Source organism: Clostridium minihomine, assembly GCF_900240385.1.
GTDB classification, from domain to species: domain Bacteria; phylum Bacillota; class Clostridia; order Oscillospirales; family Acutalibacteraceae; genus Faecalispora; species Faecalispora minihomine.
This window is the reverse complement of the sequence record NZ_OEQH01000006.1, coordinates 23890-36633: the sequence shown is the minus strand read 5'-3', so window position 1 is coordinate 36633 and position 12744 is coordinate 23890. Positions and strand designations below refer to the sequence as shown.

General features: G+C 42.6%; 11 protein-coding genes. 2 read left to right on the top strand and 9 right to left on the bottom strand.

Features of this window, described 5'->3' with window-relative positions:
- Positions 1 to 13: 13 nt before the first annotated feature.
- The 3 genes from C1A02_RS12845 to C1A02_RS12835 are packed head-to-tail and all read right to left on the bottom strand — an operon-like array spanning position 14 to position 4186.
- Positions 14 to 1162, bottom strand: a complete 1149-nt coding sequence (locus tag C1A02_RS12845) for an HlyD family secretion protein (RefSeq protein ID WP_101698648.1) — start codon at positions 1160 to 1162, stop codon at positions 14 to 16.
- A gap of 16 nt (positions 1163 to 1178) precedes the next feature.
- Positions 1179 to 3491 (bottom strand): ABC transporter permease, encoded by a 2313-nt coding sequence (locus C1A02_RS12840; protein WP_101698647.1) that lies wholly within the window; start codon positions 3489 to 3491, stop codon positions 1179 to 1181.
- A complete protein-coding gene (locus tag C1A02_RS12835) occupies positions 3485 to 4186 on the bottom strand; it encodes an ABC transporter ATP-binding protein (protein WP_101698646.1) in 702 nt (233 codons plus the stop codon). The genes C1A02_RS12840 and C1A02_RS12835 overlap by 7 nt, the downstream gene beginning before the upstream one ends.
- 167 nt (positions 4187 to 4353) lie before the next feature.
- On the opposite strand from C1A02_RS12835, the gene C1A02_RS12830 reads away from it, so the two are divergent.
- The gene (locus tag C1A02_RS12830) at positions 4354 to 4929 is read left to right on the top strand and encodes a TetR/AcrR family transcriptional regulator (protein WP_101698645.1); all 576 of its coding nucleotides are present in this window, start codon (positions 4354 to 4356) and stop codon (positions 4927 to 4929) included.
- A gap of 550 nt (positions 4930 to 5479) precedes the next feature.
- On the opposite strand, the gene C1A02_RS13585 is transcribed toward C1A02_RS12830, so the two are convergent.
- Complete coding sequence (locus tag C1A02_RS13585; protein WP_164997226.1) at positions 5480 to 5656, bottom strand: hypothetical protein; 177 nt, start codon at positions 5654 to 5656, stop codon at positions 5480 to 5482.
- Positions 5657 to 6516: 860 nt separating this feature from the next.
- On the opposite strand from C1A02_RS13585, the gene C1A02_RS12825 reads away from it, so the two are divergent.
- On the top strand, positions 6517 to 7974 hold the full coding sequence (locus C1A02_RS12825) for a leucine-rich repeat domain-containing protein (RefSeq protein WP_164997225.1): 1458 nt from the start codon (positions 6517 to 6519) through the stop codon (positions 7972 to 7974).
- A gap of 106 nt (positions 7975 to 8080) precedes the next feature.
- Here the strand turns inward: C1A02_RS12825 and C1A02_RS13350 are convergent, their stop codons facing one another.
- The 5 genes from C1A02_RS13350 to uppS form a co-directional block, all read right to left on the bottom strand.
- Positions 8081 to 8362 (bottom strand): hypothetical protein, encoded by a 282-nt coding sequence (locus C1A02_RS13350; RefSeq protein WP_129588173.1) that lies wholly within the window; start codon positions 8360 to 8362, stop codon positions 8081 to 8083.
- A gap of 208 nt (positions 8363 to 8570) precedes the next feature.
- Positions 8571 to 9560 (bottom strand): ABC transporter substrate-binding protein, encoded by a 990-nt coding sequence (locus tag C1A02_RS12820; protein WP_101698643.1) that lies wholly within the window; start codon positions 9558 to 9560, stop codon positions 8571 to 8573.
- A complete protein-coding gene (locus tag C1A02_RS12815) occupies positions 9557 to 10372 on the bottom strand; it encodes an ABC transporter permease (protein ID WP_101698642.1) in 816 nt (271 codons plus the stop codon). Before C1A02_RS12815 ends, C1A02_RS12820 begins: the two co-directional genes overlap by 4 nt.
- The gene (locus C1A02_RS12810) at positions 10365 to 11123 is read right to left on the bottom strand and encodes an ABC transporter ATP-binding protein (protein WP_101698641.1); all 759 of its coding nucleotides are present in this window, start codon (positions 11121 to 11123) and stop codon (positions 10365 to 10367) included. The genes C1A02_RS12815 and C1A02_RS12810 overlap by 8 nt, the downstream gene beginning before the upstream one ends.
- A 622-nt stretch (positions 11124 to 11745) precedes the next feature.
- Positions 11746 to 12402, bottom strand: a complete 657-nt coding sequence (uppS, locus tag C1A02_RS12805; RefSeq protein ID WP_101698640.1) for a polyprenyl diphosphate synthase — start codon at positions 12400 to 12402, stop codon at positions 11746 to 11748.
- Positions 12403 to 12744: the final 342 nt, after the last annotated feature.

Below are 12744 nucleotides of genomic sequence, written 5' to 3'. Positions count from 1 at the left end.
CTTTCCCCCTGTCTTATTTTGAGCTGGCTGATTCTGATGTCCTGCTGATCTTAACATCAGCCGTAAACCCGGGCTTTAAAACATTGCCGCTGTCATCCGGCTTCACCTGAACCTTTACAATACGAGCTCCATCCTTTTCCACCGCGGTGTTCGAAATCTGTGTAATCGTTCCTTTGATTTTAATCTCTTGATTGGCTGTAGGGATAATTGTGACCTTGCTGTTCACAGAAATCCGGGATATGAACTCTTCCGGGACCTCTGCGCTCACATAGATGCTGCCGCGGTCAATTAGGCTGATGACCTTTTGCGGTGCATACTGTATTCCAACGGAAGCTCCCGTTACTACATTGATCTCTTTGACGATTCCGCTGTCCAAATTCGAAACAATATTATTTTCGGATAAGTAGGGCTTTTTCATTTTATCGGTAAGTACCTTCAAATCGATCTGCGCCGAATCGGTTGTATTCTGCTGCTGGTTCAGTTCGGTTTGCTTATATTTTAAGGTGGAATTCAGGGTATCCAGCTCTTCCTGAAGCATGCGTTTTGTTTTCGCGATATTCTCCTGAACATCGGACTTTGCCTTTTGCTTCACATTCAGCACATCCTGATATTTCTCCAGTTCCGCCTGAGAGATCACCCCACTGTCATACAGACCCTGGTATTTATCCACATCCTTCTGCGCATCGTTTACTTCTTTCGTTGCACGGGTCAGCGAGCTTTGCAGCAGCTGTAGTTCCGGCTTGGTTCCGTTCTGCAGCTCAGTTGTTTTATAGCCAATCTGCTTTTTCAGAACACTGATCTCCGATTTCAACGCCTCTTGATCCACCTGATTTAAGGTGCCCTTGCTCGAATCCACCTGAGTTTGCAGCTTTTTTAAATCCGCCTGATAATCGCTGGTAGTAAGCCCGATCAGAACCTGTCCTTTGCTGACAAGGTCGCCTTCTTTCACTTCAACGCTTGTGACTTTGGACGGAAAATCAATATTGATTTGGTATTCATCCTTGTATTTCACTTCGCCCCATACAACAATGTCGTCGCTCTGGGCAGTTTTCTGTGGAGCCTGAGAGCTGCCCGAATCCTGAGTGCTGTTATTGCAGCCTGTCAAGGCAGTCAGCATAACAGCGGCAGCTAACGCAGCCGACAAATATTTCTTTTTTTTCATATGAAAGCCTCCTGAATTATTCCACACTTTTCAGTGCCTGTAGCATGTCGATGCTCTTGATTTTACGGGACACGATATTATTTACGATTGCCGCAAAGGCCATCGTCAAGAGTGCCGCCAGCATGATTTTATCTAAGGTAATTCTGCCAATCAAATCCAGATCGTCACCAAAGCCGTCTGCAATGATTTGGGAAATGATTTTTCCGATGGGAATACCGAAGAGGATACCGATCAGCGTGGAAAAAATATTTTCCATCAACACAAGCGGCCGAATTTCCTTTGGATAGAATCCCAGAACTTTCAGAGTGGCCAGATCGCGAACTCGCTCGAAAAAATTCAGAATCCCCATATTATACAGAACCACAAAGGCCAGAATGCTGCCTGATATGATCAACATGAACGCAGCAATATAGACTACCGTAATGCCCCCTTCAAAATCCGTCTGTAGCGTCGTTCTGTCCACATAGCTTTTCACGTAGTCACTGTTCAAAAAAGTGGTGTTTTTGGTATTCCATCGCACCAGCACCGCTGTAGGCTTGTAATCCTGACCGATTGATTCCCAATAATCCTTGGAAATATAAACTCCCTGGCCTGCCGCCATATAGACAATTTGGTTGACCGGTACTGAAATGTAGCTGTCGTCACTTCTCTTCAGCTGAATCGAATCACCTTTTTCAACGCCCATAATTTTTGCCAGCTTACGGGTTATAGCTATGCCCTCCTGCGGTAAAGTGATCAGGTTCCCGTCCGCGTCCTGCAAACGAACCAAAGGGCTTTCAGGAGAAAGAACCGTCACTCCGGCCATACGCCTTTGCGTGGAAGAATTCATCTGCACCATCGTCTCTTCTACGTCCTGAACGACTCCATCCAAATTAAGATTTTGAATGTCTCTTTCCGTTGTGCGATCTTCCAGCATCACTTTTTGGTCATATACATAGACTTTTTCGTAGGTCGTTTTTGAAATGCCCGTTACCATGTCATACAGAGTGAAGGCTCCAATGATCAGACCGGTACATCCCATAACGCCCAGAATACTCATAATCATTCTGCTCTTATTCTTTAACGTATTTCTGGCAATCAGCTTTTGGCTGAATTTCATCCTGTTCCACAGCTCAGGGATACGCTCCAGAAAAATATGGCTTCCCTTTTTCGGCGGTTTGTCCCGCAGCAGCACGGCCGGCATATCACCCAGCAGCTTGGTGCAGGCATAGCACGAAATTCCTCCGGTACAAAGAATGATCAGAATGGAACTGATGACGATGTTTGGAATATTCAGACTTAACTGATAGCTTGGAAAAGTATAAAGAAATTTCAGTTTATCAATTAGAATTCTACCAATGACATTCGGTCCGATCAGGATGCCCAGCAGAGAGCCGATCGTTCCCACATACACTCCGTAAGAGGTATAATGCCACATAATACTCCGCTTACTGTACCCCAGGGCTTTCAAAATTCCGATCTGGTTTCTCTGATCCTCCACAATACGGGTCATTGTACTAAGGGTGATCAATGCGGTTACCAAAAAGAACATAAACGGGAAAACAGTCGATAACGTCCGAAACAGATAAACCTTGCTTTCCACATTGTTGATGCTTTTGTTTTCTGTTCGGGTGATGATGCCGATCAGGTCATCCCCGAAGACCTGATCCATCTGTTCTTGAATAGACTGTTCCTTAGCGGAGCTGTTCAGCCGTACCGCTATTTGGTTGTATGGCTTGTACCCGCCGTAAGCGCTTGCGATACGATCGATATCAACCACAATGAACCCATAGCTTTTCGGGTTCGGCACCATGGCAGTAGTGTCTTTTAAGGAGTAAACATGCTCTCCGCTCAGCGCCAATGCTTCTATGGTGAAATAAATATCTTTATCGTTCACTTTAATGGTAATCCGATCCCCAACAGAAAGGTGATTGGCTTTCGCAAACAATTCATCGAGCACGGCCCCTTGCTTGCTGACTCTCATGCCCGATTCCAAATACGGCACATCCAGCGTATTTTCAGAAGGCATTGCATACACCTGGAGTGTCGGCTCACCGTCTATTTTGGCGGTTGCATTGACTACCAACCTTTTTTCCGCTTTTTCCACTCCGTCGATTTGCCCGACTTTCCACATTCTTGTTTCAGAAGGATTTTTGACTGTGACCCAGAGATCCGATAGATGAGCACTCTCATAAAGGTGGGAGGACTGAGTTTCCAGCGTTTTCCAGATGCTATCAAGCCCCACAACAATACTGACCGCAACCATCGCCATAATCAAAATCGACACAAACTGAGAAAGAGATTTTTTCATATCCTGTATCGATTTTTTGAATAAGGCTCCCTTTACCATACGATCTCCTCCACGTTTTTGGGATGCTCCTGCAGCCGCGTCTCATAAATCCGACCGTCCCGCATGTGAATTACCATTTGAGCCATATCTGCAATGGGAGCATTGTGGGTTACCACGATCACGGTTTTCCCCATATCCTGAGCAACATCACGAATCAGCTTTAATACCTTTCGGCCCGTCTCAGAATCCAAAGCACCGGTCGGCTCATCGCACAATACTATTTCAGGGTTTTTGGCCAAAGCGCGTGCGATAGATACTCTTTGCTGCTCTCCACCTGACATCTGACTTGGGAAGTTGTTCATTCGCTCTCCCAGTCCGACCCGTTCCAGCATTTCTTTTGGGTCAAGCGGCTGTCTGCAAATCTCTTTTGCCAATTGAACATTTTCAAGAGCGGTCAGATTTGGAACCAGATTATAAAATTGAAAAACGAATCCGATTTTATTTCTTCGGTAAACTGTCAATTCTTTTTCATTCATTTTCGCAACATCTTCTTCCCCAACACAGATAGACCCTTTGGTCGGGGTATCCATACCGCCCAGCATATTCAGAACGGTTGTTTTGCCAGCCCCACTTTGCCCCAGAACCACATTGAAGGTATTTTTTTCAATCTGAAACGAAACGCCGTTGACTGCTTTGATCACACTGCCGCCAACAACATATTCACGTTCCACGTTCGTAAATTCGATAAAGCTCATTTGTCATCCCAACCCTCAATTAAATAAAATAATTTATAAAAATAGATTGATTTATTAACACGAGTTCATTATAATAAAAAGCAAGTTAATGAACAATAATCAATTTTAACTCTTTAGTTATATAATCAACAGATTTCTATTATTATGTTGATTAGGAGGGAAAATTTATGGGAACTGACAAAATTGACCGGCGTATTCGGAAAACAAAAAAGCAGCTTCGCCAAGGATTGACGAAACTGATGGAAGAAAAAAGTGTGAAGGATATTACTGTACGTGAGCTTTCTGACTTGGTGGATATCAACAGAGGAACTTTTTATCTGCACTATAAAGACGTCTTTGATATGGTGGAACAAATTGAAAAAGAATTATTTGAAAGCTTTCACGATGTTCTGGACAAGCACCCTGCAAAAGCGTTAAATGGCAATCCGCTTCCGATGATTCTGGATATTTTTCATTTGATTGAAGAAAACAGAGATATGTGCCGGGCGCTTCTAAGTAAAAACGGGGATTTGGCTTTCGTAACCCGTTTGAAGGATTTGATCAAATACCGATGTCTGAATGACTGGGTGCAAATTTTCAACACCGGAAAATCACAGGACTTTGAGTATTTTTATTCGTTCATCGTGGCCGGGTGCATTGGCCTGATTCAAAACTGGATCGAAAATGATTTTAAAGAATCACCCGAATATATGGCTGAATTGGCAGAACACATGATCATGAAAGGAATTAGCGTCATTCAATGAATGCACTTCATTTAGAAATATTCTTGTTCAGTTTAAAACCTTATATAACTGATTGTCTTTATATTAATAAAGACAAGTCTACGGAGTGGAAACACTCAATAGACTTTTCTATTTCATAGTAACAATATTAGTTAAAACAAATTACGTTTACAAGTTTCCGAATGTTGATATATAATTACTATGTGAATAAAAAAAGCATCCACAAGCAGCCAACTGCAACCAACAGTTAGCTACCATGCGCCATAAGGGTTAAAGAACCGCTTATGACTTGTGAATACCGTTTGTGCGCTGCTATTTTAACGCACTTAATGGATAATGTTAAGGTCTGTACCCTTATTGAGCGTTGAGGGTGCAGACTTTCTTTTTAGGCGTTTTTGTTTAGCATTCTTATGCACAAACTATAGAAGCCTACGGAGGCTGCTGTTCTGGTTCTGCTACGTTAGAGTCAAACCAATCGGAATTTTATATCTCAAGCGTAAAGTCAAGTAAGTGGATTCGAATATTGATGTGTCAGATCAATATTCGAATCCACTTACTTGTCATGGTACTCCTAGAGCAAGCTGAATACCGAAATAGCGTGATAACTAGCGCCATCCGCATAGGCATCGAAAACAACGCAAAGCATTTCGGCCTTTTGCTCATTGATTACATCGTTGCCGTCTACAATATCATACCCCAAAGGCGGAACCCCACCGCAGAAGATTCCTTTCTTTGCACGTTCTGCCATACGGGCAATTGACTTTTGCCGGGTAACAAGTACCTAATGCTCCCCAAGACCGACGGAAATCAGTTCCCCACATTACGGGAACCACGGGATATATGATAAATCACTACTGCATCAAATTCGTGTCTGGCCGCAGCTGCTACCATTCTGAAATTACCCTGTGGCAGAACACCGCAGGGCAATCCATAAAAAGCTGGGACGCTTGCTTTTATTCGCAAGCGTCCCACTTAAAAGCATTAGCACCAAAAACGACAGCGACAGCATCTGTAGCAATTTCGCCTGCACCTACACCTGCACCAACAAGAGTTACAAAACATTTTCTAACCTCCTTTTTCAAGAGAATTAGTACATACTATGTCGCTCTTGGCAGGCTTGTCAATGTTTGATATTAGAATACTGTAGAAGAATGTCATAAAAGGATATTGGGAGACCTTTTGTGGCCGTCCTTTTTGTTTGAAGGTAGCAGCGATGCTATGCAAAGATTATTGGTATAATGACTACAAGCGTGCCGGAAGCTGGTATTGTATGCTGCCGTGGTGTATATATCAAAAGAAAGCGTCTAGTTTTGGTTTAACTGCAATCCGGCTAACCCTCAACACTGGTTTTCTGAGGAATGGATGAAACATCTGGACAGCAAAAACGCAATGCATCTTCATTTTCTCATGTCAAATAAGCCTTGCAGCAGAATACTAAAGATCGGCACATTCGGCGTTCCCAAGAATTTTGAACCCGCTCTGTATAAAATGCAGGACAGGTTTTTTTGTTATAATGTTACTCTAATACTGGAAAATTTTATACATTGCAAATATTGACATTTTCAATTATGGTTTTACAAGAACATTACATATTTGAGGATGGGAATTATGAAAATATTTCAAAAAACAACGTCTTTCTTGCTAGCACTATTTCTTATATTCGGCATGATATCTTTTTCTTTGCCGGTATGGGCGACTACCTATAATTCCGATGGCTTTTGGATTGATGAATACGGGATTCTTGTTGATTATCGAGGAGAAAGCCAAGAAGTAAAAATCCCAGAAGGCGTTTTAGAAATTGGATCTTCGGCTTTTCGTATGAATCAAGTAACAAAAGTGGAAATTCCTAAAGGGGTTAAAAAAATTGGGAGTTCGGCATTTGAAAAAAGCACCTTAACTGAGATTATCATTCCGGAGGGAGTAACCAGCATCGGGAATTCTGCTTTTCAAGACTGTGCGCAGCTTGTCAAGGTGCAGATTCCCAAAAGTGTTACCAAAATCGGAAGGGATACCTTTACCAGAAGCGCTTGGTTAGAGCAATATCCCAACGACATGGTAATTATAAACAATATGCTTGTAAAATATAAGAATAACGATGCTGTTTCGGTGGCTCTCCCGGCCGGCTTAAAAACAATCAATATCACCGCTATGAGCGATTTGCATAATCTAACCTCTATTAGCATCCCCAATACGGTTACGAGAATTGAAGAAGGGGCATTTTCAGGATCCGGTATAAAAAATCTGGTCATTCCCGACAGTGTTACATACATTGGTCTAGAAGTGTTTCAGGGATGCCGTAGCCTAGTCAACATCACACTGTCTAAGAATGCCCCAGTTCTGGATTATAGATTATTTTACAGGTGCACTTCTCTGCAAAAAATTGTTATCCCCGAAGGGGTCACACAGATTAAAAGTTATGTTTTCAATGAGTGCAGCTCGTTATCTGAGGTGAAGCTGCCGAATACTCTAATCTCAATAGATGGGGCATTTGATGATTGCTATAGCCTGAAAAGTATTGTTTTTCCCGATAAAAACATGCTGATTAGTGATGAGTTTTACAAAACATCAAATCCCAAAAGAGATGATTTTACCGGCCGCCCCATTTATCCCGAGCTTGTCATTTTTGGTAAAAAGGGTTCTTTCGCAGACTCATATGCAAATAGTCAGAATTATAGTTTCTGTGTAATCGGAGAAAATCTGATTCGTCTGCCAAGCGGCTCGTTTCTCTACAACGGAAGAGGCTATCGCGGTGCAGTGACTATGGATACTAGAACGTACACAATGGCACCTGGGAATATTTATGATATTGGTGTAAAACTATCAGGTAACGCTCCAATCAAAATTCGCAGGATGACATCTTCACGTGATGGCATTGCGTCCGTACAGCAGCTGCCAAATGGGAATTACCGGGTTACCGGTCTGCGTCCGGGAACGACTTATATCACTTACACGATTTATGATGCCGAAAGCTATAAAGAGATTACCCATGCTTCCATTAAATTTGAAGTAAAAACAGGTGTAAAACAACATGGAGTTGCCTGCCGCCAAACTACTTACTTTAATTAGGTGCCGCATTTACATTCCGAATGTCCTGCCGAAATAGAAAACTAAACAAAAGCACGTATCCCCCCTGCCGGAGTTATCCAGTAGGGGGCAATTTGATGCTGTGATTCTAATCAAAAGCCGGCTGTTTCGGATTATCTCGATACTCTATCGCAATAAAAATGTCGGTAGGTTGATTATAAGTTGTTGAACCTGCTTTTGTTGTTTGTATCGGAGCATTAGGGCTGTCGTTACTATAAACTGATTTATAGACGTCTGCCTTATAACGGTCGTAATATTGAAACATACTTACGCGGGCCATTCTGTTTTTATTTGCGGAAAGAGTATTTGATTCATTTATTGTTTGGCTATACTCAAAGTCTACCCCTAAAGCTGCTTCCACCACCGGCACCAAAAGACTCACAAAGCAATAAAGCTTTGTGAGTCTTTTTTGTTACGGCTATGGGTTAGGCGCAGTCAATAAGGTTCGGAAAGCATCTTGACAGGTGCCGGTACAACTGGTTTTGGAATAAGTTTTGCAACGTCTGACACTCCTCTGCTTTCTAACTGTGCGAAACTTTGATAACAGTACCTTTTTTGCTTCCATCCATAAGCTAAGATTATTTGATAGCTTTTTCAGCAAAGCTGTTATCTACCAGTTGATGAAAGTCAACGCGCTGATCCAGTTCACCGGCAGTTTCCATAACGGTTTCCAGGCGCTCTAAAGATTCCTGTTTCATAATGGGGGTTTCGTTCCAGGCATCGATGTCTTTATACCGCTGAGCAACCAAAGTTAATACGTCAATTTCGGTGCCGGGGAACTGATTCATTAAAGCTTCAGCAATCTCACGTGCGGTATGTTCCTGGACCCATTTTTGACCTTTTGCAACGGCATTTGTAAAGCTTTGCACAACGGCAGGGTTATTCTTAATATAACTTTGAGAAGCAAAGAAGGCTGTATAGGGAATTTCCCCGCTTTCCTGACCAATAGAGGTAAGCACATAGCCTTTGCCCTCCAGCTCTATCTCAGTGGCAGTGGGTTCAAACAGGGTAACATAGTCACTGCTGCCGCCTGTAAAGGCGCCCGCCATCATATTAAATTGAACAGAGGTATCCACTATGGCATCCTGATGGGGAATAACACCGTTTTGACGCATGACGTATTCCAGAGTCATTTCAGGAACACCGCCCTTGCGGCCGCCAATAATGGTTTTTCCTTTTAGATTTTCCCATGCAAAGTCTTCGTCAGTGCGGCCAACCAAAAAGGAACCGTCACGCTTGGTAAGCTGAGAAAATATGACCGCATAGTTTTCACGGCCTTCATTCATAACATAAAGGCAAGCTTCCGGGCCGGCTAAGCCAATGTCGGCCTGCCCTGCCAAAACTGCGGTCATCACCTTATCGGCTCCGCCGCCATTGACTAACTCAACATTCAGGCCCTCCTCAGCAAAAAGGCCAAGCTCCAGCGCTGCATACAAAGGGGCATAAAACACGGAATGGGTTACTTCATTCAGCCGTATATTCGTTACTTCTTCTTTTTTGGGGCTGCATCCTGAAATCAGGGTTACCAGCAGCACAATACTGAATCCCAGCGTAATTAACTTTTTCATACTGTCACTCCCATATGTTTTTTCATTATTTTTTCGATCCATAGAATGCACTGATACATAAGTGCAGCCGCTATCGCTAAAATCAGAACCGTTGTCATAACCAAGTCCATCTTAAAGACCTGAGAACCATAGACGATAAGGTAACCGAGGCCAGCCTTCGAAACTAAAAACTCGCCCATAATTACGCCAACCCACGATAAACCAACGTTTACCTTTAAGGCATTGATCATCGTAGTAAAGTTTGCCGGCAATACCAGCTTCAATAAAATCTGCATTCGATTCGCGCCTAACGTGCGCATTAAACGGATTTTTTCCGGATCTGTATCCAAAAAGCCGTTGTGCATATCAAGAATAGTAACAATTAATGAAATGGCCAGTGTCATGGCAATAATAGAGGATGGGCCGGCGCCAATCCAAACAATAAAGATAGGCCCCAGTGCCGTTTTGGGCAGGGCATTCAGCACAACCAGATAAGGGTCCAGTACGCGGGATAAAAAGCTACTCCACCAAAGAAAAACGGCAATCACCGTGCCAGCCAGCGTACCAAGCAAAAAACCGATCACGGTCTCCATAACCGAAGTTCCCACATGAAGCCACAGATCACCGGATTGGTATAGGCTCATAAAGGTATTCCACATTCTGGACGGGCTGCTGACAATAAACGCATCAATAGCACCCAGCCGTGCAGCAATTTCCCAGCTGGCAAACAGAACGACTAATATGCCGATGCGCAGTGTGGTAATGGCTGCTTTCGTCTGTTTTCTCTTTTTTAAATATGCTTTCCGCTGTAGGGAGATGGCAGGCTCAGACATTGATATCCAACTCCTTCCAGATGGTATTAAAGTACTTTCGAAATGCAGGATGATCCCGCCGTTGCATAGGCGAAATTCCCGTTAAATCTTCAAGGTCATGAATGGCTTTTACAAAAGCCGGCCTTTTGCTTAAAACAATAATCCGATCTGAAAGACTGATGCTTTCAGAAATATCATGGGTAACCAGCAAAGCGGTTTTGCGTTCTTGGCGAATGATGGTATAGATATCGGTGGATACAGACAACCTTGTTTGGTAATCTAAAGCCGAAAAGGGTTCATCCAGCAATAATATCTTGGGGTCTGTGGCCAGTGTGCGAATTAATGCACACCGTTGACGCATGCCCCCAGACAGTTGAGCTGGTATTTTGTGAACAAATTCGCTCAGACCATAGCGCTCCAAGAGTGCATGGACATACTTTTGGCGTTCGGCTGTATTTTGATGCTGTAATTCCAGCCCCAGAATAACATTGGACCAAATGGTTCGCCATGGAAACAACTGGTCTTTTTGAGGCATATAACCAATCTTGGGTGATGGAGCTGTAACTGCATCACCATCTACATATACCGAGCCTGCCGAGGTTGGCTCGAGCCCGGCAATAACAGACAGTAAGGTGGATTTGCCGCATCCTGACGGTCCCACAATACTGACAAATTCTCCGTCAAAAATTCCGAAATCAATCCCGCGTAGCGCATCTATTTCTCCATCCGGCGCTTGGTATGTTAGGTCGACGTTATTTAGTTGTACAATCATCGCTCCGGGTGCTCCTTCCGTACATAGTGGTGGGGGAATACAAATAGCTATCTTGCTTATAATACGGAAATTTGCCCCAAAATGTGTGGGTTTTAAATTGCACACAGCGCACTTTGCGAAGAGCCAATTGCTGACTCAATCTGCAACCAGTCGACTTTAGCTCGAATAGCGGCTGAACAATCGGATGTGCTTCTGTGAATCGGTAACTATCCATGTAAAATAAACCAGCCGAAAGAAAAATCTAAATCCACGAATCCCCCAAAAATTAACCCAGTGCATATCTGTTTGAATGGCAAAAATGATTTAACGAAACATTCCAGCCGAAACCGGGTTCTTTTTGATGTGGAGAACTCTTCCCCGCACTCGCCTTTTTTCTCTCTAAAATAAGTTTTGTTTTTCTATGAATCTTAAAGTAACTAAACTACCGGTAAATCCTTTCGGGTACACCAGAAAAATTTATGGAAAGAATCCAATTGCAAAAATACAATTGGATTTTTCGATGAATTCTTTGCTCAAGTACTGACAAAAGCCCCTTATCCAGATTTTTCCGGTTAAGGGGCTTTTTGTTTTGCAACATCTTTATTAGATTCACCATCATATTTACACATTTGTCTATAAAAGCTTATCCGCCCAGTGTTATATCCTGTTTTTGATACCACTCCAATGCCTGATGCAGATCATTCGGGGAAAAGTCCGGCCACATTTTGTCCACAACATAAAAGTCAGCATAAATTGATTGAATTGGCAAAAAACCGCTCAGTCGTCTTCGATCCCCCCAGCGAATGATTAAATCAATTCTTGCAATGTCTGAAGACGCGATTCTTTGGCTTAGCTTCTCTGGTTTGGCCGAGTGATTCGGTGCGGAATGATTCAGATCCCATTCCCACCCATAATTTACTAAGAAATTAACATTGATAAGGCCTCTGCCGATTGTTACCCGTTTGGTATAAGGAAGCAGTTCCTCGGGAAATAATGAAGAATTGGTGTTTCCGACGACCAAAAGATTTGCATCATACTTTGAAAGTTCTAAAACCGAGTCTACACAGGCTTGCCGAAATGCATTTGTTTGTTCGGATGGACGTTTGGTATTGTCTTGTGTAAATCCATAAAAAGTAATTTCTTTGATTCCCAGTGCCACGCATTGATGATAAAGCTCAAATCCAGGTTTAATTCCATGGGAATATCCATCTTCTTTTTGAAGTCCCTTGCTTTGTGCCCATCGTCTGTTTCCGTCTGGAATAATCCCAATATGTTGGGGCAGCCTTTGAAACATTTGCATTGTTGCAGTTCCCTTTCGCATACTAAAATATAGTATTATCATGAAGCAAAACCAAACAAACTATTCCTATTTTAGATAATATTGGTTGATAAATTTTCATTTTTTATTCCATTTTTCACTTTTCAAAGACAAAGCCACTTCGCATTTGTTTTCGGCTGGGCTTTTTCAACTTTTTACACGCCTTATAAGTAAAGAAACACAGACTCATACTAATATCAGCTGTTTTGCCCATTCTGTTCCGGTATGCCATTCAAATACCATATTTAATTGAAATCGGATCAATGATTTTTATACAACAGGAAATATCCGTATGATTTATTAGTAGATAATGGATTTGAAATT